The organism is Mesorhizobium sp. RSR380A (assembly GCF_054719385.1).
In genome coordinates, this window is sequence record NZ_JBTTIB010000001.1 from 4,677,845 (window position 1) to 4,702,425 (window position 24,581).

Sequence of the window (24,581 nt, forward strand, 5' to 3'; positions counted from 1 at the left end):
CGCTCTCCAAATTTCCGTTCCCGCCCAATGTTCTCCGATAACCAACTGCGAAGCGGGCTGCAAATGGAAATCGTCGCCAACGTGCTTACATTGCGCACAAGACGGAGCTCAAGAAAAGCTGGACAGATCGAAGTCAGCTGCCCCAACGCTACAGATCCTTGCCAAGCAGATGCAGTCGATCAGTGGCTTCGCATTGGACTTCTGCTTCTGGGCCAGGCTGGCCTTGTTGCTGTCGCCGATCCAGGTGTTGCCCAGTGTTTCGTAGCCGGCAGCCTTGAGCGCCAGCACGACGCGGCGCAGTTGGTGCGCCAGGCCGACGACACCAACCGGGCTCAATTCCTGGCCGCCTGAGCCAAGGCCGGCTTCGTCCTCACATCTTGTCAATTACAGACTGCACGCCTTCCGTCGGCGCATCGACCGACGACCCCGCCACCATGATGGCGGCGACGATGGCCTCGGGGTCTTCGACCACCAGCGGCTTGACCCGTTGCGCGGTGTGGATGAAGCCTTCGCTGGCCATATGGTCGAGCAGCGCCAGCATCGGATCCCAGAATCCTTGAACGTTGGCGAAGACGATCGGCTTGCGGTGATGGCCGAGCTGGCCCCAGGTCATGATCTCGACGATTTCCTCGACCGTGCCGATGCCGCCGGGCAGCGCCACAAAGGCGTCGGATTTCTCGAACATCTTGTGCTTGCGCTCGTGCATGTTGTCGGTGATCAGCAACTCGTCGAGCCGGTCAAGCGCGGTTTCGGTCGCCTCCTTGTTGATGAGGAAGCGCGGAATGATGCCCGTTACCTTGCCGCCGGCCTTGAGCGCGCCTTCGGCGACTGCGCCCATAATGCCTTTGGTGCCGCCGCCATAGACCAGCCGCAGGCCGGCTTTGGCGAGCGAGCGGCCAAGCAGGTGCCCGGCCTTGGCATAGATTTCATCGCGGCCCGGAGACGAGCCGCAATAGACGCAGACGGATCGAATCGTGTTCATTCGTGATTGGTGATTGGGTCTGAATGCGGGGTCAAGCCCCAAGGGCTGACAAGCCCGGGCTTTTTCTTGTCGGTGCCGGCAAAACACGCTAGACCGGCTTCAGGTGGCTAAGGGGTAGGGGAAATATGGCTGTTAATCCATTGAAGGCGTTTCTGTTCGCGGCGGGTGGGACCGTCGCGGTCGTCGGAACCGCCTATGTATCGGGCGCACTCGACCCGTATCTGAATCCCACGCCGCCTGCGGCGATTGCATCGCTGACGCCGCCGGCTGAAAAGCCGGCCGATCCGGGGACCGAGGGAAGGCTGCCGCCGGCGCCCGCCGCGCCCACCGATGCCAAGGCTCCCGCAGCACCCGCGCCTGCCGACGCAACGGCTCCCGCGACCGAAGCTGCGGCTCCGGCGGCACCTGCCGCGCCCGTTGCTGCCCCAGCAACCCCAGCACCGGCCGCGGCCGGCCCGGTTGCGCCGAGCTTCGACCTCGTCCGCGTCGAAAGCAACGGCTCGATCGTCGTTGCCGGCAATGCTGCGCCCAATTCGAAGATCGAGATCCTCAACGGCTCCTCGGTGCTTGGCTCGACTGTCGCCGGTCCGGACGGCGCCTTCGTCATCGTTCTCGACGATCCGCTGAAGCCCGGCGACTATACGATTGCGTTGCGCGCGACGGCCGACGATGTGGTTACCCCTTCCGTGCAGACCGCCGTCGTTTCGGTTCCCAAGGACGCCGCCGGCCAGGTGCTGGCGATGGTCGAGGAACCCGGCAAGCCGGCCGAGCTGCTTAGCGTCCCGGCGCCTGAGACCAAGCCCGCGGCACCGGCCGCCGGCGATCAGGCCGCTGCCCCAGCCGCTGAGGCGCCTGCTACGGCTGCGCCTGCCGTGGTCGCGGCAGCGCCTGCCGCTCCCGCTGAAACAGCACCTGCTGCTCCGGCTGTGGAAGCCGCAACTGCCCCTGCAGCGCCAGCAGTACCTGCAGCGCCGCCGGCGGCAGGCGTGGCTGCACCCAAGATCGTCGTCGAAGCGGTCGAGATCGACGGCAACAAGATCTTCGTCGCCGGTCTGGCTGACGCCGGCCGCAAGGTGCGCGCCTATGCCAACGATATCCTGCTTGGTGATGCGGTGACCTCGCCCGACGGTCATTTCCTGGTCGAGGCGACGCGCGACATCCCGGTCGGCAGCTACACCATCCATGTCGACGGTCTCGACGCCGACGGCGTGAAGGTCGTGGCCCGCGCCGCCGTGCCGTTCGAGCGCGAACCCGGCGAAGCGATCGCCGCCGTGGCGCCCGCGGAGGCCAAGCCCACCGAGACCAAGCCCGCCGAAGCAAAGCCTGCTGAGCCGGCCGCACCGGCTGCTGCCGAAGCACCGGCCGCTCCGAAGCCTGCGGCGCCAGCCACTATCGCGGCTGCCCCTGCGAAGCCCGCACCAGCTGCTGCCGCATCCGCACCAGCCGCACCGGCGGCTGAAGCGCCGGCTCCGGCTGACCCGGCGGTTGCCGGGGCACCTGCGGCACCGGCAGCGCCTGCCGCTGAGGTTCCAGCCGTCGTCGCGGCGGCAACGCCCGATGTGCCAGAGACGGTGGCGCCAAAGCTTGAACATGCCGACGGCGCGGTGATCATCCGCAGGCACGACACGCTGTGGCGGATCTCACGGCGCGTCTACGGTCACGGCGTGCGCTTCTCGACCATCTATCTCGCCAACCAGGACCAGATCAGCGATCCCGACCGCATCTGGCCGGGGCAGGTGTTCAAGGTTCCGGAAAAGTCCAAGGAAGGCGAAGCCGCCGACCTCAAGGCGATGGGCGAGCAGGTGACAACGGCGCCGGTGAAGACGCAGTAGCGGCCGAGCGCTTGATCTCCCCCCTTGAGGGGGAGATGGCCGGCAGGCCAGAGGGGGTCGCCGCGCATAGAACGCCGACCTTCTCTTTGCTGCAAACGACGTTGCGTCAGGACGTACCGACCCCCTCTGTCGCCTTCGGCGACATCTCCCCTCGAGGGGGGAGATTAGGTCGCTCTACCCATCGGGATAGCTTGCCACGCACCCGTTCATCGTCTATCGCCGATGAACGATGGCAGACTCGCTCGCTGAACCAGACCACGCAAACTGCGCACCGCCCCAAAGCCGCGCCGTTGCCGCGAGCTTCGCCGCACTCTCGCACCCGGCGCGCATCGAGATCCTTAGACATCTGTCGGCCAGCCGCTCCTGCTGCTGCCGTGAGGTTGTCGACCATCTCGACCTCGCGCAGTCGACGGTCTCCCAGCATCTGAAAATCCTGGTCGAAGCAGGCTTGGTCCGCTTCGAGCCCGACCGCCAGCGCTCGCGCTATCAACTCGACCGCGCCGCGCTCGCCGACGTTTCCGCATCGCTGACCGCACTCGTCAATTCCTGCTGCTCCGGCCGCTGATTTCTCACCCAAAAGGCAAGACAAGTGGCAGAAAAAACCGTTTCCGATAGCTCGACCTTCAGCACCTTGCGCAATCTGTGGCCCTATATGTGGCCGGCCGACCGCGCCGATCTCAGGGCACGCGTCACTTGGGCAACGCTGCTTCTGGTCGTTGCCAAGTTGACACTGGTTGCCGGGCCGTACTTCTTCAAATGGGCGACCGATTCTCTGGCCGGTGACGCCAAATCGCCGCCGCCGCTGCCATCCTTCCTGCTGGCGCCGGTGATGCTGGTCGTCGCCTACAATGTCGTGCGGCTGGTGCAACTCGGCTTCAACCAGCTGCGCGATGCGCTGTTTGCCCGCGTTGGCCAATATGCGGTGCGCCAGCTCGCGTTCCGCACCTTCGTTCACATGCACCAGCTGTCGCTGCGCTTTCACCTCGAGCGCCGCACCGGCGGCCTGTCGCGCATCATCGAGCGCGGCACCAAGGGCATCGAGACGATCGTGCGCTTCATCATGCTGAACACGGCGCCGACCATCCTCGAATTCGCGCTGACCACCGGTATCTTCGCCTACACTTATGGCTGGAAATATGTGGTCGTGGTGGCGGCCACGGTGTGGCTCTACGTCTGGTTCACGGTGCGCGCCAGCGACTGGCGCATCTCGATCCGCCGCGACATGAACGATAGCGACACCGACGCCAACACCAAGGCGATCGACTCGCTGCTCAACTACGAGACGGTCAAATACTTCAACAACGAGGGTATGGAGGCTGAGCGCTTCGACCGTTCGATGGCGCGCTATGAAATGGCGGCGACCAGAATATGGACCTCGCTCGGTTGGCTGAATTTCGGCCAGGGCATCATCTTCGGTCTCGGCACCGTCATCGTCATGTGCATGTCGGCGCTGGAGGTGCAGGCCGGCACGCAGACGGTCGGCGATTTCGTCTTCATCAACGCCATGCTGATGCAGCTTGCGGTGCCGCTCAATTTCATCGGCTTCATCTACCGCGAAATCCGCCAGGGGCTGACCGACATCGAGCAAATGTTCGACCTGCTCGATGTGCCGCAGGAAATCACCGACAAGCCCGATGCCAAGCCACTGGCCGTTACAGCCGGCAAGGTCGAGTTCCGCGACGTGCACTTCGCCTACGACCCCAGCCGCAAGATTCTGAAGGGCGTCTCCTTCGAGGTTCCGGCCGGCAAGACGGTGGCCATTGTCGGTCCGTCCGGCGCCGGCAAGTCGACGATTTCGCGGCTCTTGTTCCGCTTCTACGACGTCCAGGGCGGTCAGGTGCTGATCGACGGCCAGGATGTCCGTGATGTGACGCAGGCGAGCCTGCGCGGCGCCATCGGCATGGTGCCGCAGGACACCGTGCTGTTCAACGACACCATCGCCTACAACATCCGTTACGGCCGCATCGGCGCCAGCGAGGAAGACATGCAGAAAGCCGCCGAGCTTGCCCAGATCGGCCCGTTCATCGAACGACTGCCCGAAGGCTACCGCTCGATGGTTGGTGAGCGCGGGCTAAAACTGTCGGGCGGCGAAAAGCAGCGCGTCGCGATCGCCCGCACCATCCTGAAGGCGCCGCCGATCCTGATGCTCGACGAGGCGACCTCGGCGCTGGACAGCCACACCGAACAGGAGATCCAGGCTGCCCTCGACCTGGTCAGCAAGGGCCGCACCACCATCGTCATTGCCCATCGCCTATCGACGGTGATCACGGCCGACGAGATCATCGTACTCAAGGACGGCGAGATCGCCGAACGCGGCACCCATGCCGAGCTGATGCGCCAACACGGCCTCTACGCCTCGATGTGGGACCGCCAGCGCGAAGCGACGGAAGCCGAGGAGAGGCTGCGCATTGCCAGGGAGAGCGATGAGCTGGGTGTGGTTGTGCGCAGAAGGACCTCGGAGGTGAGCTAGCGTCGACGCCTTCCCCTTCTCCCCTTGTGGGAGAAGGTGTCGCCGAAGGCGACGGATGAGGGGTGTTCCAGGGAACGCCAACGCCTCACTCCGCTGGAACACCCCTCAACCGTCTCGGCGCTGTCGCGCCGATCCACCTTCTCCCACAAGGGGAGAAGGAAGAACGCTCGCGATTTTCCCTCTTGACCTCAACCTTGGTTGAGACCGCAAACCCGTTCCTGAGCCACAGAACCCAAGTCGTTCAGGAACGGAGACAATTGAAATGGATCAACTCAATCAACAGCTTACCAGTGAAGCCGTGTTCAGGGTCGACAAATTTGTCGTTCCTGCCGAGGCCCGCGAAGAAATCCTCAGCAAAGTTCGAGCGACTCATGAATTGCTGCGTCTGCAGCAGGGCTTCGTCCAGGATTTCGTGCTCGAGCAATTTTCGGGACCGGGCGAATTCAACCTCGTCACCATTGTCGAATGGGAAAACCAGGCGGCCGTCGACAATGTCGTGCCGATCGTCAAGGCGGCCCACGAGCGGGCGGGCTTCAACCCGCAGGAGACCATTGCCCGGCTGGGCGTGAAGGCCGATATCGCCAACTATCAGCGTCTGCCTGAACTATAGCCGGGCCAGCCCGTGCCAGGTGCTGGCGCCTCGACGCTCAGCACCTGGCCGGTGCGGGCATCGCTGATCATGTTCTCGAAACCACGCCATTCGGCGGCGACGATGAACAGTGTCGTGCCATCCGGCCCGCCCAGCATGCAGGCAAAGCAGCCGCGATCGGCATCGACTGTCTGCAACACCTCGCCACCTTCGCGCACCCGCACGCAGCGCTTGTTGGGAACATCCGCGTACCAGGCAGCCCCTTCGGCATCGAGGCAGATGCCGTCGGGAAAGCCATCGAGATCGGCCCAGACCCGGCGGTTGGAAAGCCCGCCATCCTCCGCGATATCAAGGCGGTCAGCCGGTTGGCATGCGACTCCGCCACGATCAGTGTCCTGTTGTCCGGCGTCACCGCCATGCCGTTGGCGAAAGCGATGTTCTCGGCCACTTGTCGAACCGAGCCGTCCGGCGTGATCAGCACGATGGTGCCGGGCCCGAAATGCTCGCCCGGTGCAGGCGCCGACCCGCCGCCATTGACATAGATGTTGCCGCGCCCGTCGACGACGATCTCGTTCCACGGGCTCTTTGACAGTTCTCTCAAATCGGCATGGGTGGCGAGCGTTCCGTCCGCCTCCTGCCGCAGCAGCAGCCCTTCACGCCCCGAGATGACCAGCAGCCGCCCGTCCGGCAGCCAGTCGATGGAATAGGGCAGGGTGGCTGGTATCTTGAGCAGGATCTCGCTGTCGCCGTCTGCATCGACGGCGACGATCTCGCCGGTGCCCCAATTGCAGAGCCACAGCCGTCCGTCATGCCAGCGCGGCGACTCCCCGAACGCGAGGCCGGCGGCAACGAGACGCGTTTGGTTCAGCATTTTGGGGTAACTCCTTGTTGGGTGCGCAATCATGGCAAGGAACCATGATCGCCGTCTCACCAAGGACTGGTGAGGGGTGGTTTTGCCGACAGCAGGTTTACTGTTTTTCGCTCAGGAAGAACGTGCCATCGGCATGGCCGTTGGCACCGCATGACAGGGGCTCCGATCTGCCATCCTTGCCGGCGCCGCTCTGCTCGACGACAAGCGCATCGCCGTCGCGTCGGAAGGTAAAGACAAAACCGGTTGGGTTGTCGTTGTCGTCGGTGTCCTCAAGTCGAAGCGTATTGCGCTCCTCGACCGTGCCGTCGATCTCGCATGACCCACTTCCCGAGACTGGATTGGAAACGACATCTTCCGAGATTTCGACCTTGCCTCCGCCAACAGCCTTGATGTCGACGCTGCCGCGCACGCTGCTCCATGTGCCGATCAAACCTGCATCGGGGGGCTTGCGTATGCCGGACAGGAAGGTTGCGCGGTCGCGCAGGAATTCGCCGAGATCGAAAGTCTGTTGGTTCTTGGGCGAACTTTCGTTGAAACCGGCGATCTGATCGCGATAGGCGATGAAATCGCTTTGGTCGTCCCGCAGCGCCTTCCCGGCATGAGCATCGAGCCTCTTCAGCAGCGCGGTATAATTCTTCGCGACGTCGGCATCGGCTTGCGCCAGGACCGGATCGGCGCAAATGGCCTTTTCCGCCAAGCTGGCGGCCTTGGCGCAGTCGAAGGATGGCTTGCCTTGCGCAACTGCGTGGTCGCTCGCTGCCACAAGTACGGTCAAAACGGCACCCACGGCTGCCGATCGTATGGCAACAAGATACGTTTTGCCTGAATTTGGCGCCATGGCAGTCGGCCTTTTCGCCGCGCGTTCAGCCGGCGTTGGCCCGAATTCTGGCGGCAAAGCCGGCGGCAGGCAAGCACGTCACCGTTCCTGCCGGCTGCGGACGATGCAGCCTTGCCCAATGTTGCGTTGCGGCAGCGGAGCCTTTCCGGTATTGAGGCCGGACCTGAAACAGGGACCGCCCCCATCCCATGAGCCCCATCCGATGAGCCTCGTCGATTCGATCAAGAATGCCTTCGTTCCGATCCATCGCGAGGGCTATCCGTTCATTGCCGCCTTTGGTGCGGGCACGCTGTTCCTCGGCTATTTCTCCTCGGTGCTGTTCTGGATCGGCCTGATCCTGACCGCCTGGTGCGTCTATTTCTTCCGTGACCCCGAGCGTGTCACCCCGGTCGATGACAGGCTGGTGGTCAGTCCCGCCGACGGCGTCATCTCGGCGGTCGGCCCGGCCGTGCCGCCGCGCGAGCTTGGCCTCGGCAACACCGAGATGACCCGCATCTCGGTGTTCATGAACGTCTTTTCCTGCCATGTGAACCGCGCTCCGGTGCGCGGCCGCATCACCAAAATCGAGCACCGGCCGGGCAAGTTCCTGAATGCCGAACTCGACAAGGCAAGCTCGGAGAACGAGCGCAACGGGCTGGTCATAGACAGTCCCAACGGCATCGTTGTCGCCGTGCAGATTGCCGGCCTGGTGGCGCGCCGCATCGTCTGCTGGGCCGAGACCGGCGGCTCCATTGCCGTCGGCGAACGCTTTGGCCTGATCCGCTTCGGCTCGCGCGTCGATGTCTTCCTGCCGTCGACGGCGGTGCCGCGCGTCGCCGTCGGCCAGACGGCGGTCGGCGGCGAAACCGTGCTCGCCGAATTCGGCGGCGTCGCCGCAACCCCGCTCGTCAGGATTTCGTAAGCGGTGGGCGCGCCGTTCAAAAAGTTCGAGGCCCATGGCAGCGGCGGCCCGCGCATCCGCGAAATTCCGATGCGCATGGTGCTGCCTAATCTGGTCACCGTGCTTGCCATCTGCGCCGGCCTGTCCGGCATCCGCTTCGGCTTCGAGGGCCGTTTCGAGCCGGCCGTGGTGATGGTGCTGCTCGCCGCCTTCCTGGACGGCATAGACGGGCGCCTGGCGCGCATGTTGAAGGCGACATCCAAATTCGGCGCGCAGATGGATTCGCTGGCCGACATCGTCAATTTCGGCGTCGCGCCGGCACTGGTGCTCTACGCCTTCCTGCTCGACCGCGCCGGCTCCTTCGGCTGGATCGCAGCTCTTCTGTTCACCATCGCCTGTGGCCTGCGGCTGGCGCGCTTCAACGTGCTCGACGAAGACCATGACCGGCCGATCTGGCAGAGCGAATACTTCGTCGGCGTGCCGGCACCGGCCGGCGCCGTGCTGGTTATGCTGCCGCTCTATCTGTCCTTCCTGCGGCTCGGTCTCGAGCCGGACCGCCTGACGGCATTCGTCGCCACCGGCTTCACTGTGCTGGTCGCTTTCCTGCTGGTCAGCCGGCTGCCGGTCTATTCCGGCAAAAGCCTGAAAGTGCCGGGCGACAAGGTGCTGCCGATCATCCTGGCGGTCGTTCTCTACGTCCTGCTGTTGATGACCTATCCCTGGTACACGCTGACCGCCTCTGTCGCAGGCTATCTCATCTTCCTGCCTTTCAGCGTGCGGGCGTATTCGAAGCGCGCCAAGCGCGAGGGCGAAAAAGTGCCGCCGTCGGATATTGGGTAGTTGTTATCTCCCCCCTTGAGGGGGAGATGTCGCCGAAGGCGACAGAGGGGGTCGGTACGCCCCGGACGCGACCTCGTTTGAGCGAAGAGGACGTCGGCGCTTCACGCGAGGCGACCCCCTCTGGCCTGCCGGCCATCTCCCCCTCAAGGAGGGAGATACGCTAAGCCGCCAGGCCCAGCCCCAGCTTCTCGATCGCCAGGTTCCGCGTCGAGACATAATCCGTCTTGCCGGAACCCAGCACCGGGATCTCCCCGACCTTGACTATGTCGTTGGGCACCATCAGTTCGGCCGCACCTGCCTTCTTGCCGAAGGCGCGCAGTTCTTCCGGATCGGCGTCGTCGGCGGTGGTGACCAGCACGATGCGCTCGCCGCGCCTCTTGTCCGGCACCGCCACCGCGGCGTGGCGCTCTTCCGGCCACAGCGACTGCACCAGCATCTCGACGGCGCCCAACGACACCATCTCGCCAGCGATCTTGGCGAAGCGTTTTGCCCGGCCGCGAATGGTGATGAAGCCTTCGCGGTCGACCGAGACGATGTCGCCGGTGTCGTGCCAGCCGTCCAGCGGCTGCAATTCGCCGGGCCGGTCAGCGGTCATGTAGCCCATCATCAAATTCGGCCCGTCGAGCCACAGGCGGCCGGCACCCTCGATACCCTCGACCGGTTCGAGCTTCATGCGCATCGCCGGCAACAGCCGTCCGACCGTGCCGTCGCGACCATGGATGGCGGTGTTGACGGCGACGACGGGAGCGGCCTCCGTCAGCCCGAACCCCTCGATGATCGAGGCATCGAAGCGCTCGCGGTAGACGCGCCGCGTCTCCGGCTTCACCGCTTCCGCGCCGGCGACGACGAAGCGCAGGCTGGAGAAATCGCCATCCTTGGCGGTGCGGGCATAGTTGGCGAGGAAAGTGTCGGTGCCGAACATGATGGTAGGCTTCACCTTGCGGGCGATCTCCGGGATGATCTTGTAGTGCAGCGGTGACGGGTAGAGGAACAGTTTCACCCCGGTCACCAGCGGCAGGATGGTACCGCCGGTCAGGCCGAAAGAGTGAAAAACCGGCAGCACGTTGAGCAGGATGTCCGACGGCGAAATGGTAATGCGCGCCTCGGCCTGCATGGCGTTGGCGTGGAGATTGCGGTGCGACAGCACCACGGCCTTGGGCGTGCCTTCCGAGCCTGAGGTGAACAGGATTGCGGCGGGGTTGGCCGCATCCTGCCGCTGCAGCGGGAACCGCCAGAGCACCGCTGCTGCGAGCTTTTCCAGGGTCGTGACGCTTGCGCGCACATCCTCGAGCCACAGCATCTTGGCGCCGCCGGCCTCGATCGCGGCGATGATGTCGGCAAGCGCCGCCTTCTCGACGAACGCGCGCGAGGAAACCACCGTTCGGATGACTGCGGTGCGCACCGCGGCGGTGACGCTGGCCGGCCCCGCGGTATAGTTGATCATCGCCGCCACACGGGCTGCCGAGAGCAGGCCGACGAAGGACAGCACCACGCCATTGGCGTTGGGCAGCAACACCCCGACCGCTTCGCCGGGTGACGTTATAGCCTCGAAACGGCGGCCGAGAACGCGCGCGCCGATGAACATTTTTCGGTAGCTGAGCGAGCCGCTGATCACGTCCTCGATGATCGGATGCGAGGCGCCGGTGCGATCGGCTGCACCGCGCATGGCCAGGAACAGGCCGCGATCGAGGTTGCTGCCGTAAAGCCTGGCCTCGGCGATGCGGTCGAACAGCGCATTGGTGTTGGAAGCTTGGTCGGGATTGCGCGCCACCAGTTCGGCAATCGTCATCGGCTCCAGCACGCTGATCGACAGTTTTGGGAACCAGTGGCGGGGCGCCCGATCCTTTGGCGTCAGAGAAACCGGCAGGTCGCGCGCGCCGGCGACGAAGATCGGCACGATGCGGGCGTCAGCCTGCATGGCGATGCGGGTGACGGCGCGGAACAGGCGAAACGCCTTCACATCGGGCTCGACGTCATCGGGCAGATAGACGGCAAGCCGGCCTTTACCCTTCAGCACCCTGACCAGCCGCCGGCTGACGAAGAGATGCTCGGCGTTGAAGGCGATGGTGCGGCCAAGCTCGCGCCATGGCTCCAGCCAGGGCGAGCGCGCCGAGGCCTCGTCGAGAATGTGCAGCGTGTCGTCGGGCAGCAGCGACAGCATCATCGCCGGCTCGAAGCGCGACTGGTGCGAGACCACATATATCACTGGCGTCGGCGCGTTGCGGGCAATGCGGATGCGCCGGTCCTCGATCCGGTAGGCAAGCTTGAACGGCACATAGAGCAGCGCCTGGGTAAAGCGCAGGTCGAGACGAAAGGTCTCGATCGCGCCAATCAGCAGCCAGGCCAGAACGAGGCCTGCAAGCAGCGCCAGTGCCAGGATCATGCCGCGTCTCTCCCAACGGTCCGGTATGCGGCTCTTCGTCCGCTTGGAGAGCAGAGGGTAGCGCAATGGGGGGCAAGGTCAATGCGCGGGTGCGAGGGAGCGGTGTTCCACCTGACCTCACCAGGCAATGATCCAAACGCAGACCTTGAAATATTGCGACACGTGTCGTAAATAAAGCGACACGTGACGGAGAGGTAATATGGCCAGTTCCCCGGTGGGTTTTGCCGAGGCACCGCATATGGAGCCGGAGTTCGAACGGATGGTCGACCTGTTTGGTGGACGGAAGGTTCTTGGATTCTCGGTAGCCAGTCCTCTTGAGGCACATGAAATGATCCTGCATGGAATTCCGGGCCAGGCGCTCGAAAGCCTCGTCAGGCATCTGATGGTCATTGATCCCGCCGATGCGTTTGAGACCGCATTCGGCATGAGCGAGCGGACATTTCAGCGGCACAAATCGGATCACTCCAAGACCCTCAGTCGGGAGCAAGGTTCCAGAACCTGGAACTTCGCCAAGCTCCTGACAAAGGCCACGTCCGTGCTCGGGACTCAGGAAGACGCGGAAAAATGGATGATCGAGTCTGCCATGGGTTTGGACAATCGCCGGCCGATCGATCTGCTGGCCACGGCGGCGGGCACTGCGCTTGTGCAGGAGTTTCTTGAGCGGCTCGACTATGGTATCTACGCGTGACGCCTTTGCCGGGCTCCCTCGGAACAGGGCAGTTGTTGGGCTGGAGGCTTGATCACAGACGCTTCAAGGCGAGCTGGGACAGTGGCGAAGGAGCCTTCAAGCTTGGGGGAAGGTGGAACAGCAAAGGGATCAGAGCCGTATATGCGTCCATCGACCCATCGACCGCCATCTTGGAGGTGGCGGTCCACAAGGGGTTTCGCACGCTGGATACTGTCCCTCACGTGCTGACGGCATTCGACATCGTCGATCCATCAGAGATTTATGTGGTCCAAACCGACGATATTCCGAACGCGAACTGGCTGCGTCCCGGCATCCCGGGCGCGGGACAGCAGCAGTTCGGCGATGGTCTGCTGGCAAAGCATCCGTTCTTTCTGATCCCCAGCGCGGTATCCCAGCACAGCTGGAACCTGGTGTTCGATCCCAACCGGGCGGCAGGCCTTTATAGCTTGCATCTCCGGGAGGATTTCGTGCTTGATACAAGGCTTCATCCTCCCGCTGGGTAGCAATCAGGCCGTGGCCTTCAGCCGCCCACTGATGAACCGGAACTCCTGCGACTTGCCGCCATAACCGTAAGCAGCGGCCGGGACTTCATGCACGAAGGCATAGCTTTCCTCGTGCACACCACCCAGCAACTTACCAAAGGCCTCAAAGATCGCCTTCAGATAAGCCTCCAGTTCCAGCTTGGTGTTGGTGCCGTCGACCACCTTGATGTCGAGCCAGAAGGTGTTGGCGCCATGCTCCGCCAGCGATTTGCCGCCGGCGAACCAGTGCTGCGGGTCGATATAGGTGACAGCGACGGCGGTGATCGTCGGGTCCTTGCGCAGATGGGTTGCGGTCAGGCCGGTGATTTCCTTGGCGATTGTGGCGGACAGCTTGGCGTCGGGCTTACCGGTGACGCTGATGTTGATGATGGGCATTTTTCTCTCCCTCGTTTGAGCGGCGTCTGTTTGCCGTTGGAGAGACAATGCCATCATCTTGGAATCAAAAAAATCGAATTGTTTAGAACAAAAGGTTCTGTATTATCGAATTATGCAGGCGCTCGATCCCGATCTGCTCAAAACCTTCCTTGCCTTTGTCGATGGCGGCTCGCTGGCTCAGGCTGCGTCTGCTGTCGGCCGCTCGCCCTCGGCGGTGACCGCGCAGATGCAGCGTCTGGAGGAGATCGTCGGCGAACCGCTGCTGGTGGCGCAGGGGCGCGGGCGCGGGCTGACGCCGGCCGGCGAGGATCTTGTCGGTCATGCCCGCCGCATTCTTGCCGTGCACAGCGAGGCCTGGCTGGCGCTCAAGGGCGCGCGTGCCGCTGGTCGCGTCGCCATCGGCACGACACAGGATTTCGCCGATAGCGGCCTGCCGGAGCTGCTGCGCGCCTTCGCGACCAGCCATCCGCGCGTCAGGGTCGAACTCCGCGTTGGCCGTTCGGCCGAGCTTGGCGAGGCGCTGCAGGCCGGGCAGCTCGATCTGGCCATTGTCATGCGCAAGACGCCGGCCAATGACGAAGTCGGGCTGTTCAGTGAGCCGATGCTGTGGCTGTGCTCGCAAAAAGGGCTTGCCGTGCGGGAAGAGGAATTGCCGCTGGCGCTGCTCGACCCCTATTGCGGCTTTCGCGAAGCAGCACTCGCGGCCCTCGATGCTGCCGGCCGCCGCTACCGCATTGCCGCCGGCAGCGCCAGCCTTGCCGGCTTGCGCACGGCGGTCAATGCCGGCATCGCGCTGACCTTGCGCACCGCCCGCTTTGCCCATTCAGGCATTGCCGAAGCACCGCGCGAATTCGCCCTGCCGCCGGTGCCGACAGCGCAATTCGCGATAAAACTCGGCCAGGGCGCCGAGCGGCCGGCGCGCGATCTTGCCATCCTGCTCAGCGACAACCTCGCCTTGCCCGGCTTTGCCGGCTGATGTCCAAAGAAAAAGCCGACCTTTACGGTCGGCTTTGAGGAGGACGGGTCGAGGGGTTTGGGGGGACTTGGGGGGTGACCCGTCGCACCATAAAACTGCCTGATCCGCATGATGGTTCCATGACTTGGAAAATAATTATTGGGTTGCCGCACTTTTTCTCGCGGCCAGCCAGTCGCGCCCCGCATGGGCGAAAACCGCGCACAGTACTATGGCGCCGCCGATCAGGCTGGCGGCCGGCGCGATCTCGCCGAGGAACAGGAAGGCGAACAGGATCGCAAACGGCACTTCGGCGGCACCGAGAAGGCCGGACTCGGGCGCAGGGATCAGCCGCGAGCCTTCCGTCCACAGGATCGACGCCGCCGCAAACGATCCTCCGAAGGCGACGAGCAGCACGGCGTCGCGAGCAGAAATCGCCAGGGGGTCGGTGACGAACCAGCCGAGCACGAACAGCAGAAGCGCCGAGACTGCGCCCGCCCACACCACCGGCGTGTCGCGGAAGGCGCGCACCATGATCATGTAGAGCGCGCTGCCGGCGGTCATCAGCAGCGCGAGCCCATCGCCAAACAGATGACCGCTGCCGAAGCCGGAGCCGACCATCATCGCCACGCCGCACAGCGAAACGGCGGCGGCGGCAAGCGTCTGCGCCCGGAACGGCTCGCGCACCAGCACGAAGGCGAGCAGCGCGGTGATGAAGGGCGCGGTGGCGTAGATGACCGCGACATTGGCGACATAGGTGAATTTGAACGCCGAGATGAAGGCGATGCTGGCCGCGGCGCCCTCGAGGGCCAGCAACCAGCCGCGCCAGCCAAGCCGCAAGCTTTCCCGCCCGCCGGAGCGGCGCCGGCGCCACAGCACATAGAAGGTGATCAGGATCGCGCCGACAAAGCCGCGCCAGCAAGTGATGGTCAGCGGGTCGGCGTGGATCGATTTGGTCAGCACGCCGGTCAGGGCGAAGAAAGCCGCCGAGGCCGCCACCAGCATGATGCCGAGCGTACGATCGGCAGCGGTATCTGTGGTGCCTGGGCCGTCGAGCGCTTCCGTCATCTCAGCAGCCTATCCGTCTTCTCCTGCCACCATGCTGTCAGCACGGGGTACTCATAGCCGCTTGCGGAAATGCTCGTTGCCGATGATCAGCAGGCCGGCGCCGACGATCAACGCCGCCCCCAGAAACACCTCGCGACGCGGCACGTCGCCCCAGATCGCAAAGCCGAGCCCGAAGGCCCAGACCAATGAGGTGTATTCGAACGGCGCCACGATCGACACCGGCGCCCGCTTCATGCCTTCGAACAGCATAAATTGCGCCACGCCGCCGAGCGCGCCGACGCTGATCAAAAGCAGCAACTGGCGCCAGTCCGGCATCTGCCAGACCAACAGCGCCGGCACCGTGGAAAACACCAGGAAGTAGAAATTGTTGAGCACAAGCTGGATCAGCGTGCGCTCGGCCAGCGCCGTCTTGCGCAACAGCACCACGGCAATGCCCCACAGCACTGCCGCAGCCAGTACCAAGAGCATCGGCACGGACAAGCCGAGACGAGTGGGATCACAGGCGATGAAGACGCCGACGAAGCCGATGAACACCGCCAGCCAGCGCAACAGCGGCACCTTTTCGCCAAGCATCACCACCGACAGCACGGTGACGATGATCGGGGCGGCGTAATAGATGGTGGTGAGTTCGGCCAGCTGCAGGGAGCGGGCCGCGTTGTAGTAGCAGAGCCAGGCGCCGAGCGTGAAGGCGCTGCGCACCAGCATCGGCCGCACGATGGGCGAGCGCATTGTGTCGGCAAAGATGGGCGGTCCGCCGATTGCAGCACAGCCGATAAGCACAGCGATCGAGCGGAAGAACATGATCTGCCAGACGCTGATGCCGACGACCAGAAGCTTGATCGCGGCGTCCTGCGTCGAAAACAGGAAATAGGCGCAGCCGGTGAACAGGATGCCGGCAAGCACCCTTTCGCGGGTTTCCAGAATGGCAATATCGGCCATGCGGCGTGTCCGGCGCTGTCAAGAGGACGAAGAAGAAGCCTGCCCCAATCAGGCTCCCATTGCAGGCTACACGGGCGAAAGCCTGCGGGGCGCTACGCCAGTGGCAAGCTTGCGTTGGCGCAGCCTGGCTGACAGCGTGGGCACGCCGTTCACTGTGTTGCCTGGTAGAGCTCCGAAGCGGCCTCCTTCAGGGCGCGCCGGCCGCCCGGCCTGAGATACATCATGTGGCCGCCCTCGATGACGTCGAGACGGATGGGTTTTGCCCCGCCGAGCGTCGGGATTTGGCTCACCAGATAGCGTGAGGCCAGATAGGGAGTGACCAGATCGGTGTCGCCGTTGACGATCACCACGCCGAGCCCCGGGTTGAGCGAGCGCGCCCGCTGCAGATCGTCCATCACCCCGGCATAGCCTTGCCGCGAGCCGCCATAGTCCCAGGCGTGGGTCACATCGCCATTGAGCAACCTGTAGCTGACATCGGTGCGAAAATTCAGCTCGTCGCGCGCATAACCGACAAAGGCCGAGGTCAGCGCCGGCACGCTGCGGTCGAGCACCGGATCTGGGCCGGCGCTGCGGGCGCTCTCCGGGGCGATGTCGCTGGTGGCGATGGTGCCGTCATACGGGCTGAGCACTTTGCCACTGGGGCGCTGGAATTCGCGCGCGAACAGGGCGGTCGGGATGCGGGCGAAATTGCGTTGCACGAGGTCGAGCGGCAGGCCGGTGATCTCGGCCACGCGCTGGCTGGCCAGCCGCCCACCCTGTTCCAGCCCGCCGGCCAGAGCGGTGAGGTAGTCACCCATAGCATAGTGTTCGACCTCGGCGAGCTTTTCGCGCAGCGCCTCGCCGCTGAGGCCTTCGCTGCGCAGGCGCACCGCCGCCAGCGAGGGCAGTTCCAGCGCCCAATGCAGTGGCTGGAATTCGTCGGGCAGCACCAGCGTGAACTCCAGTGCAGGCGAGATCAGCACGATGCCGTTGGGGCTCAGGCCGACATCTTCCTGCAGGGTCCTGGCGAGAAGTGCCGCGCGGAACCCGCCATAGCTTTCGCCGGCAAGGAAGAGCGGCGATCCGGTGCGGCCGTTCTGGGCGAGATAGAGCCGGATGAAAGCGCCGATCGAACTGGCGTCCTGGCTGACGCCCCAAAAATCTTTTGTGTCCTGGCCGGGGGCCTCGCGGCTGTAGCCGGTGCCGACCGGATCGACGAAGACGAGGTCGGTCATGTCGAGCCAGCTGTCGGGATTGTCGATCAGCTTTTGCGGCGGCGGCAGGAATTGGCCATCGGCGCCGGTCGCGACGACACGCGGGCCGAGTGCGCCGAGATGCAGATAGGCGGATGCCGCGCCCGGGCCGCCATTGAAGACGAAGGTGATGGGGCGAGCCTTCTCCGCGCCCGCCAGTGGCGGCAGCGTATAGGCGACATAGAAGATTTCCGCGGTGACCTCGCCCTTGCCGGATAGCAGTGACAGCGTGCCGGCCTTAGCCTGATAGTCCAGCTTGCGCCCGGCAATGGTGATTGAATGGCTGGTCGTCTGCGGTGCCGGCAGCAGCGACAGCACGCCGCCTGCCGGTGCGGGGCGCTCGGGCGTTTCGGCGACGACTGGCTGCGCGAAGGCTGCAAGCACCAACAGGGTAAGCGAGATCAGTTTCAGCTTGAACGGCATGATGCCTCCGCGGGAATGACTCTGCTTAGGTATGGCTCGGGCGGTCGAAGTCAAAGTAACTCTTCGCGAGCTAGCGTTCCTTCACGCCCCCTCTGTCCTGCCGGACATCCCCCACAGGGATGGAGATTGGATGTCGCGACCGCCTTCGCTAATCGCCGGCGTAGAAAGCGCCATCGGCGAAGCTGCAGATCTCCCCCCTGTGGGGAGGTGGCCGGCAGGCAGAGGGGGGCGCTGTCTCGCCGGCATATCAGTGCTATCAAAGCGCGACGGACTCGAAAAGGAATGCAACATGGACGCCACCGCACTCAAGGCCATGCAGGCACCGATCAAGGAGGCTTATCGCGACGATTCCTCGCGAGCGCTGATCACGCTTCGCGCCAAAGGCTCCATCGACGACCAGTCGATTGCCTGCAAGGTCGAGACGGGCAGGGCGCTGGCGGTCGCCGGCCTGCATCCGGCGACCGGCGGTTCCGGGCTCGAATTGTGTTCGGGCGATATGCTTTTGGAGGCGCTGGTGGCGTGCGCCGGCGTGACGCTGAAGGCAGTGGCGACGGCGCTGGAATTCAGGCTTGGCGCAGCCACCGTCGAGGCCGAAGGCGATCTCGACTTTCGCGGCACGCTGGGCGTGGCCAAGGACGCCCCCGTGGGCTTTCGCGCCATCCGGCTGAATTTCAACCTCGACACGGATGAGCCGCAGGCGCGCATCGATTCGCTCATCAAGCTGACCGAACGCTATTGCGTGGTGTTCCAGACCATCAACAGCAAGCCGGAGCTGACGGTGAGTGCGCGCGCCTGATCTCCCCCCTTGAGGGGGAGATGTCGCCGAAGGCGACAGAGGGGGTCGGGCCGACTGGACGCGACGCCCTTTGTGCGGAAGGAGGTTGGCACTCTACGCGAGGCGACCCCCTCTGGCCTGCCGGCCATCTCCCCCTCGAGGGGGGAGATTGCGCTACTGCGCAGCAGGCTCTTCCGCATCGCCCTCATCGGTAAACGGCGAGGCGCTCGGCACGCAGTTGACCGCCCAGCCGGCCGGCGTCGGCTGCTTCTGATATTCGGTAATCGCGTTTGTGCACTGTTCGCGGGTGTCGAAGGTGCTGGGCAGCACCACCATGCCGCCTTGCGGGCCGGCGATCACCAGGTACCAGACCAATGCTACGCTGGGAGCAGCCATGGGAATTCCTCGCTTTGCTGAGTGTCGGAGTCGGGTCGACCCTAGCAACTCCCGGCTGATGGCGAAAGCAGGGCGAGCGGGGAGGGACCTGCCGGATCATCACAGACCCGTGAACGAACCGCTCCCAGACGTCTCTCAGTTCGTCGCAAAGCAGTAGAACAGGCCGTCGCCGCCGGTGCCTTTCAGCGCCTCCTGGCTGCAGCCGCCGCGCGAGGCATGCGAGGAGTTCCAGGATTTCGCCGCCGCCGACTCATCAAGGCCGGTGCGGTCGTGATGGCCCATCATCGCCGCGCCCTCCGCGCCGCTCAAGGTCCAGTCGCCGCAGGTCTGGTCGGCGAGCTTGGTGCCGTCAGGCTTCGAGCCGGTCAATATGTCGTGCCGGTTCGGCTTGTCGCCGCGGCCATTGACCACTTGGCCCTTCTCGGTCAGCGCCGTCTGCTTGTTGATGGCGTTGGCGTTGCTGTGCAGCGAGGCGACGTCATCGGCAATCTTCTCGCCCTTGGCGTTGACCCAGGGACCCTTGCCGATACGGTCGCGCGCATCGACATTGGCGCTCGAGAGATAGGCGTGCCATTCCTTGCCGGTAACCCCAGCCGCTTCCGCCAGCGAGGCGCAATGCGCGTCGGCACCCTTGAGACCGCCGAGATCGGCGCCCTTGCCGGAACCGACGCTGGTGACGAAGAAACTCATCTTGGCGTCTTGCGCCAGCGCCACCCCGGCTGTGGCGGCAATCGCGGCGGCGGCAACGAGAAGAAGTCTACGCATGTCGGTCCTCCGGTTTCGAATGTCCTACATTCGAAGAAACGTAACTGGAGGCCTGTTTAATCCCGCTACAACCCGGTTTATTCCGGCTGCCGGTAGGCGACGAAGCGGTTGTTCTTGACCTGGAAGATCAGCCCCGTCTCTTTCATCTCGGGGCTCGCCAGCGGCACGATGCGTTTTGCCACCTCTGACGGGTGCGGCAGCGTTTCCGGATCCTCGCCGGGCGCGGCCTGCGCACGCATGGCGGTGCGGGTGGCGCCGGGGTCGACCGCATTGATGCGGAGCGGCAGGCTCTGCGTCTCATGCGCCCAGGAACGCGTCATGGCTTCCACAGCCGCCTTCGACGCCGCATAGGGCGCCCAGAAGGCGCGCGCCGAATGCGCGGCCCCGGACGACATGAGAATGGCGCGGCCGGCGTCGGACAGCCTGAGCAGCGGGTCGACCGAGCGGATCAGCCGCCAGGTCGAGGTGACATTGATGGTCATAACCTTCTCGAAGGTTTTGGCCTCGACATGGCCGATCGGCGAGATGACGCCGAGCACACCGGCATTGGCCACCAGAATGTCGAGCTTGCCCCAGCGCTCGTGAATGGCGCCGCCCAGCCGGTCGATGCCGGCCATGTCTGAGAGGTCGAGAGGCACCAACGTCGCTTCGCCCTTGCCGGTTTTCGCGCGCTCGGCCTTGATCTGGTCGTCGAGTTCTTCCAGCCCGCCGACGGTCCGGGCTACCGCAATGACATGGGCCCCAGCGGCGGCAAGTTCCTTGGCGATGAAGTAGCCGATGCCGCGCGAGGCGCCGGTAACGACCGCGACGCGGCCGGAGAGGTCGAGGGTCATGCGAGCGCTTTCAAGGATAGCAGTTGGGCTTTACGCCCCGTTGTTCGCCAGCAGCGACAGCGTGCGCACATTGTCGTGACCTTCGAAGTCGAGCAGGCGGGTCGGGTACTGGCCGGTGAAACAGGCGTCGCAGAATTGCGGCTGCTCATTGTCGCGGCTGGCTTCGCCGACGGCGCGGTAGAGCCCGTCAATGGTGAGGAAGCCGAGCGAATCGACACGGATGAACTCGGCCATTTCCTCGATCGACATGCGCGATGCCAAAAGCTTCGACTTCTCCGGCGTGTCGACGCCGTAGAAGCACGACGCGCTGGTCGGCGGCGAGGCGATGCGCATATGCACTTCCTTGGCGCCGGCGTCGCGCACCATCTGCACGATTTTCTGGCTGGTGGTGCCGCGCACGATCGAATCGTCGACCAACACCACGCGCTTGCCCTCGATCATCCGGCGGTTGGCGTTGTGCTTGAGCTTGACGCCCATATGGCGGATCGAATCGCCGGGCTGGATGAAGGTTCGGCCGACATAGTGGTTGCGGATGATACCGAGTTCGAAGGGGATGCCTGCCGCCTGGGAGAAGCCGATTGCCGCCGGCGTGCCGGAATCCGGCACCGGCACGACGATATCGGCCTCGACCGGGCTTTCCTGCGCCAATTCGGCGCCGATACGCTTGCGCACTTCGTAGACATTGCGGCCTTCGACCGAGGAGTCCGGGCGGGCGAAATAGACATATTCGAAGATGCAGAAGCGGGTCTTCTGCGGCTCGAAGGGGAACAGGCTCTCGATGCCCTTCGAGGTCACCACGACCATTTCGCCGGGCTTCAGGTCGCGCACGAAGCGGGCGCCGATAATGTCGAGCGCGCAGGTTTCGGAGGCCAGGATCCAGGCGCCGTCCAGGTCGCCGAGCACCAGCGGGCGGATGCCGAGCGGATCGCGGCAGCCGATCATCTTCTTGGAGGTCATCGCGACCAGCGAGAAAGCGCCTTCGACCTGACGCACGGCGTCGATGAAGCGCGAATTCAAATCGCGTTCCTTACTGGTGGCAACGAGATGCAGCAGCGTCTCGGTGTCGGAGGTCGACGAGAAGATCGCGCCCTGCTTCTGCAGCGCGCGCTGCACGGTCATGGCGTTGGTGAGATTGCCGTTATGGGCGACGGCAAAGCCGCCATCGGCGAGTTCGGCGAAGAAGGGCTGGATGTTGCGCATGCCGGCGCCGCCGGTCGTGGCATAGCGCGTGTGGCCGATGGCACGGTTGCCTTGCAGGCTGTCGATGACGTGCTGCTTGGTGAAGGTGTCGCCGATCAGGCCGACATGGCGTTCGACATGGAACTGCGTGCCGTCATAGGAGACGATGCCGGCCGCTTCCTGGCCGCGATGCTGCAGCGCATGCAGGCCTAGCGTTACGATGGCCGCAGCGTCCTGCCGGCCGAAAATGCCGAACACCCCGCATTCGTCGTGGAAATGATCGTCTGCTTCGGCGGAAAGCACGTCGTCCGCGTCTGCCTTCGAAACTGCCATGGGGCTCAAGCTCCGCTAAAATGGCCATATAGTGCGATAGCGCCGCGAAAGCAACGTAGTCAGGCCGGAACTGCCGGGATGGCGCCTGTCCGGCACCATCCGTCCGTATCAGTTTGCCGGCGCGGCCGGAGCCGGAGCAGCGGGCGCGGGTGCGTTATCGGCCGGAGCGTCGGTCTCGTCGTCGGGCGCCGGCGTATCGTCACCGGTTGCCGGAGCATCCGCCGCCGGTGCATCGGCCGCCGGAGGCGTCTCGGCTGCCGGCTGATTCGGATTGAGCTTCTTCAGAATGGCGTTTTCCGGATCTTCGGGCAGCAGGCTTTCCAGCTTGGCGCCGATGGTCTCGAGCAGCGGCTTCGACTTGGCGTTGGCGATCCAGGCAGGGGCCTTGGCGCCGGCCAGCCAGTTGAAGAACAGTAGCGCCACGGCGACTACGAGGACGCCGCGCGCGGCGCCATAGAGGAAGCCCAGCGTACGGTCGAGCGCGCCGATCCTGGAATCGATGATCCAGTCGGCAAGCTTCATGGTGATGACGGAAACGACGATCAGCGCGATGAGGAAGACGATGCCGGCGGATGCCGCCATGGCGATCTTGTCGCTTTCGACATAGGGCTGAACGTAAGGCAGCACCGGCTTGTAGAAGAAGAATGCCGCCGCGGCGGCAGCCGCCCAGGACACGACGGACAGGATTTCGCGTGACAGGCCGCGAACCATGGCGAGCATCGCCGAGACCAGGGTGAAGCCGACGAGAATTCCGTCCAGCAGCGTAATCGGCATGTCTTTCGCCCCACTCAGATTGTCTTTTCACGGCTCGGGCGAGCCGCGTCAATCTTCCACGTCGACACGGCTGCGCCGTGAGCCGGCTATGCGTGCGACGAGATCGGCAAGTTCGGTCGGCTGGAAAGCGCCGGCCCCGATCCCCCCGACAACCTCCTCGCTGCCCAAGGGCAGAACCGCACTTCCAAAACCCAGCTTTTCGGCCTCTTTAAGGCGCTGCTGCGCATGCGCAACCGGCCTCACTGCGCCCGACAGGCTGATTTCGCCGAAATAGACGCAATCGGCGGGAAGGGCAAGACCGGTGAGCGACGAAACCAGTGCAGCGGCAACCGCCAGATCGGCCGCCGGCTCGGAAATCCGGTAGCCGCCGGCGACGTTGAGGTAGACATCGTGGGTGCCGAAGCGCACGCCGCAATGGGCTTCGAGTACGGCAAGGATCATCGACAGCCGTGCGCCGTCCCAGCCGACGACGGCACGGCGCGGCGTGCCCAATGTGGACGGCGCCACCAGTGCCTGGATCTCGACCAGCACCGGACGTGTCCCTTCCATGCCGGCAAATACCGCGGCACCCGGCGATTTTGCGTGGCGTTCGCCGAGGAACAGCTCCGACGGATTGGCGACCTCGCGCAAGCCCTTGTCCGACATCTCGAAGACGCCGATCTCGTCGGTCGGCCCAAAACGGTTCTTCACCGTGCGCAGGATGCGGTAGTGATGGCCGCCTTCGCCTTCGAAATAGAGAACGGCGTCGACCATGTGCTCGACGACGCGCGGACCGGCGATCTGGCCTTCCTTGGTGACATGGCCGACCAGCACGATGGCAGCACCGGTGGATTTGGCGTAGCGGATCATCGCTTGCGCCGAGGCGCGCACCTGGGTGACGGTGCCGGGCGCCGAGTCGGCCATGTCGGTCCACAGCGTCTGGATGGAATCGAGGATGACGAGGTCCGGCCTTCTGCCGTCGGCTATTGTTGCCAGGATATCCTCGACATTGGTCTCCGCGGCAAGTTCGACCGGCGTGTCGGCGACGCCAAGCCGCTGCGCCCGCAGCCGGATCTGCGCGACAGCCTCTTCGCCCGAGACATAGACGATGCGGTGGCCTTTTGACGCCAATGCTGCTGCGGCCTGGGTAAGCAGCGTCGACTTGCCGATGCCGGGATCGCCGCCGACCAGCAGCGCCGAGCCGCGCACGAAACCGCCGCCGGTGGCGCGGTCGAGTTCGCCAATGCCGGAGATGATCCGCGGCGCATCCTCGATGTCACCGGACAGGCTGGTCAGCACCACGGCGCGGCCCTTGCGCGCATTGCGCGTGTTGGCCGGTCCCGAGCCGATGCCGCCGGACGTGCCTTCCTCGACGAGTGTGTTCCACTCGCCGCAGGCATCGCATTTGCCGGCCCAGCGCTGATGCACCGACCCGCAATTCTGGCAGATGAACTGGACGCGCGATTTAGCCATGGAGTGATGCTGCCTGCAAATGACCGAAGGAGGGTGATCTTGCACACCCCCCTCTGTCCTGCCGGACATCTCCCCCGCAAGGGGGGAGATTGGCTATCGTCGCTGCTTTCGCCAATCCCCAACGTCGCAAGATGAGCGCCATTCGCAAAGCTGCTGATCTCCCCCCTTGC

The 24,581-nt window shown here is 64.5% G+C and carries 24 protein-coding genes and 1 pseudogene; 10 read left to right on the plus strand and 15 right to left on the minus strand.

Features of this window, described 5'->3' with window-relative positions; translation table 11 throughout:
- Window positions 1-108: 108 nt before the first annotated feature.
- Together ACYG9Z_RS22465 and ACYG9Z_RS22470 are read right to left on the minus strand one after the other, a co-directional pair.
- The gene (locus ACYG9Z_RS22465; RefSeq protein ID WP_156033733.1) at window positions 109-384 is read right to left on the minus strand and encodes a hypothetical protein; all 276 of its coding nucleotides are present in this window, start codon (window positions 382-384) and stop codon (window positions 109-111) included.
- Window positions 371-982 carry an LOG family protein gene (locus tag ACYG9Z_RS22470; RefSeq protein WP_023673582.1) on the minus strand — a complete coding sequence of 204 codons (612 nt, stop codon included), beginning with the start codon at window positions 980-982 and terminating at the stop codon, window positions 371-373. Before ACYG9Z_RS22470 ends, ACYG9Z_RS22465 begins: the two co-directional genes overlap by 14 nt.
- Window positions 983-1,107: 125 nt before the next feature.
- On the opposite strand from ACYG9Z_RS22470, the gene ACYG9Z_RS22475 reads away from it, so the two are divergent.
- The 4 genes from ACYG9Z_RS22475 (at window position 1,108) to ACYG9Z_RS22490 (ending at window position 5,894) form a co-directional block, all read left to right on the plus strand.
- Window positions 1,108-2,814 (plus strand): LysM peptidoglycan-binding domain-containing protein, encoded by a 1,707-nt coding sequence (locus ACYG9Z_RS22475; RefSeq protein ID WP_460222849.1) that lies wholly within the window; start codon window positions 1,108-1,110, stop codon window positions 2,812-2,814.
- A gap of 229 nt (window positions 2,815-3,043) precedes the next feature.
- The gene (locus ACYG9Z_RS22480) at window positions 3,044-3,379 is read left to right on the plus strand and encodes an ArsR/SmtB family transcription factor (RefSeq protein ID WP_023685665.1); all 336 of its coding nucleotides are present in this window, start codon (window positions 3,044-3,046) and stop codon (window positions 3,377-3,379) included.
- 24 nt (window positions 3,380-3,403) lie between these two features.
- The gene (locus tag ACYG9Z_RS22485; protein ID WP_023752514.1) at window positions 3,404-5,284 is read left to right on the plus strand and encodes an ABCB family ABC transporter ATP-binding protein/permease; all 1,881 of its coding nucleotides are present in this window, start codon (window positions 3,404-3,406) and stop codon (window positions 5,282-5,284) included.
- Window positions 5,285-5,546: 262 nt separating this feature from the next.
- Window positions 5,547-5,894, plus strand: a complete 348-nt coding sequence (locus ACYG9Z_RS22490; protein ID WP_023752515.1) for an antibiotic biosynthesis monooxygenase family protein — start codon at window positions 5,547-5,549, stop codon at window positions 5,892-5,894.
- Here ACYG9Z_RS22490 and ACYG9Z_RS22495 read toward each other — a convergent pair.
- Window positions 5,873-6,744 (minus strand): annotated as a pseudogene (locus ACYG9Z_RS22495) (SMP-30/gluconolactonase/LRE family protein). The gene ACYG9Z_RS22490 and the pseudogene ACYG9Z_RS22495 sit on opposite strands and share 22 nt — an antisense overlap.
- 97 nt (window positions 6,745-6,841) lie before the next feature.
- Window positions 6,842-7,519 carry a lysozyme inhibitor LprI family protein gene (locus tag ACYG9Z_RS22500; RefSeq protein ID WP_352518928.1) on the minus strand — a complete coding sequence of 226 codons (678 nt, stop codon included), beginning with the start codon at window positions 7,517-7,519 and terminating at the stop codon, window positions 6,842-6,844.
- Window positions 7,520-7,700: 181 nt separating this feature from the next.
- On the opposite strand from ACYG9Z_RS22500, the gene ACYG9Z_RS22505 reads away from it, so the two are divergent.
- Together ACYG9Z_RS22505 and pssA are read left to right on the plus strand one after the other, a co-directional pair.
- Window positions 7,701-8,483 carry a phosphatidylserine decarboxylase gene (locus tag ACYG9Z_RS22505; RefSeq protein ID WP_280790543.1) on the plus strand — a complete coding sequence of 261 codons (783 nt, stop codon included), beginning with the start codon at window positions 7,701-7,703 and terminating at the stop codon, window positions 8,481-8,483.
- A gap of 3 nt (window positions 8,484-8,486) precedes the next feature.
- Window positions 8,487-9,302: a CDP-diacylglycerol--serine O-phosphatidyltransferase gene (gene pssA / locus ACYG9Z_RS22510; RefSeq protein WP_023672701.1), complete on the plus strand. Its 816-nt coding sequence runs from the start codon at window positions 8,487-8,489 to the stop codon at window positions 9,300-9,302.
- Window positions 9,303-9,462: 160 nt separating this feature from the next.
- Here pssA and ACYG9Z_RS22515 read toward each other — a convergent pair whose 3' ends face one another.
- A complete protein-coding gene (locus tag ACYG9Z_RS22515) occupies window positions 9,463-11,685 on the minus strand; it encodes an AMP-binding protein (RefSeq protein ID WP_023752517.1) in 2,223 nt (740 codons plus the stop codon).
- A gap of 199 nt (window positions 11,686-11,884) precedes the next feature.
- Here ACYG9Z_RS22515 and parS point away from each other — a divergent pair, with 199 nt between their 5' ends.
- Window positions 11,885-12,373, plus strand: a complete 489-nt coding sequence (parS, locus tag ACYG9Z_RS22520; RefSeq protein ID WP_023752518.1) for a type II RES/Xre toxin-antitoxin system antitoxin — start codon at window positions 11,885-11,887, stop codon at window positions 12,371-12,373.
- A complete protein-coding gene (locus ACYG9Z_RS22525) occupies window positions 12,370-12,876 on the plus strand; it encodes an RES family NAD+ phosphorylase (RefSeq protein WP_023685674.1) in 507 nt (168 codons plus the stop codon). The genes parS and ACYG9Z_RS22525 overlap by 4 nt, the downstream gene beginning before the upstream one ends.
- A 3-nt stretch (window positions 12,877-12,879) precedes the next feature.
- Here the strand turns inward: ACYG9Z_RS22525 and ACYG9Z_RS22530 are convergent, their stop codons facing one another.
- Entirely contained in the window at window positions 12,880-13,290 is a 411-nt protein-coding gene (locus ACYG9Z_RS22530) for a tautomerase family protein (protein WP_023693979.1), read from the minus strand.
- Window positions 13,291-13,402: 112 nt separating this feature from the next.
- Between ACYG9Z_RS22530 and ACYG9Z_RS22535 the strand changes: the two genes are divergently transcribed.
- Window positions 13,403-14,266 carry a LysR substrate-binding domain-containing protein gene (locus ACYG9Z_RS22535; RefSeq protein ID WP_023727359.1) on the plus strand — a complete coding sequence of 288 codons (864 nt, stop codon included), beginning with the start codon at window positions 13,403-13,405 and terminating at the stop codon, window positions 14,264-14,266.
- 135 nt (window positions 14,267-14,401) lie between these two features.
- Here ACYG9Z_RS22535 and ACYG9Z_RS22540 read toward each other — a convergent pair whose 3' ends face one another.
- From ACYG9Z_RS22540 to ACYG9Z_RS22550, 3 genes are all read right to left on the minus strand, one after another.
- Entirely contained in the window at window positions 14,402-15,310 is a 909-nt protein-coding gene (locus ACYG9Z_RS22540) for a DMT family transporter (protein WP_023727358.1), read from the minus strand.
- A 51-nt stretch (window positions 15,311-15,361) separates the two neighbouring features.
- On the minus strand, window positions 15,362-16,249 hold the full coding sequence (locus tag ACYG9Z_RS22545) for a DMT family transporter (protein ID WP_023689123.1): 888 nt from the start codon (window positions 16,247-16,249) through the stop codon (window positions 15,362-15,364).
- 149 nt (window positions 16,250-16,398) lie between these two features.
- The gene (locus ACYG9Z_RS22550; protein ID WP_023752519.1) at window positions 16,399-17,904 is read right to left on the minus strand and encodes a S10 family peptidase; all 1,506 of its coding nucleotides are present in this window, start codon (window positions 17,902-17,904) and stop codon (window positions 16,399-16,401) included.
- Between the two features lie 289 nt (window positions 17,905-18,193).
- On the opposite strand from ACYG9Z_RS22550, the gene ACYG9Z_RS22555 reads away from it, so the two are divergent.
- Complete coding sequence (locus ACYG9Z_RS22555; protein WP_023672710.1) at window positions 18,194-18,700, plus strand: OsmC family protein; 507 nt, start codon at window positions 18,194-18,196, stop codon at window positions 18,698-18,700.
- A gap of 153 nt (window positions 18,701-18,853) precedes the next feature.
- Here the strand turns inward: ACYG9Z_RS22555 and ACYG9Z_RS22560 are convergent, their stop codons facing one another.
- The 6 genes from ACYG9Z_RS22560 to radA form a co-directional block, all read right to left on the minus strand.
- Window positions 18,854-19,075: a hypothetical protein gene (locus ACYG9Z_RS22560; protein WP_023689120.1), complete on the minus strand. Its 222-nt coding sequence runs from the start codon at window positions 19,073-19,075 to the stop codon at window positions 18,854-18,856.
- Between the two features lie 135 nt (window positions 19,076-19,210).
- A complete protein-coding gene (locus ACYG9Z_RS22565) occupies window positions 19,211-19,840 on the minus strand; it encodes a hypothetical protein (RefSeq protein ID WP_023752520.1) in 630 nt (209 codons plus the stop codon).
- 77 nt (window positions 19,841-19,917) lie between these two features.
- A complete protein-coding gene (locus ACYG9Z_RS22570; RefSeq protein ID WP_023672713.1) occupies window positions 19,918-20,673 on the minus strand; it encodes an SDR family NAD(P)-dependent oxidoreductase in 756 nt (251 codons plus the stop codon).
- A 30-nt stretch (window positions 20,674-20,703) separates the two neighbouring features.
- Window positions 20,704-22,185, minus strand: coding sequence for an amidophosphoribosyltransferase (gene purF, locus ACYG9Z_RS22575; RefSeq protein ID WP_023672714.1), 1,482 nt, complete (start codon window positions 22,183-22,185; stop codon window positions 20,704-20,706).
- A 108-nt stretch (window positions 22,186-22,293) separates the two neighbouring features.
- Window positions 22,294-22,959, minus strand: coding sequence for a CvpA family protein (locus ACYG9Z_RS22580; RefSeq protein ID WP_023672715.1), 666 nt, complete (start codon window positions 22,957-22,959; stop codon window positions 22,294-22,296).
- 48 nt (window positions 22,960-23,007) lie between these two features.
- Window positions 23,008-24,411: a DNA repair protein RadA gene (radA, locus tag ACYG9Z_RS22585; RefSeq protein WP_023672716.1), complete on the minus strand. Its 1,404-nt coding sequence runs from the start codon at window positions 24,409-24,411 to the stop codon at window positions 23,008-23,010.
- Window positions 24,412-24,581 lie beyond the last annotated feature (170 nt).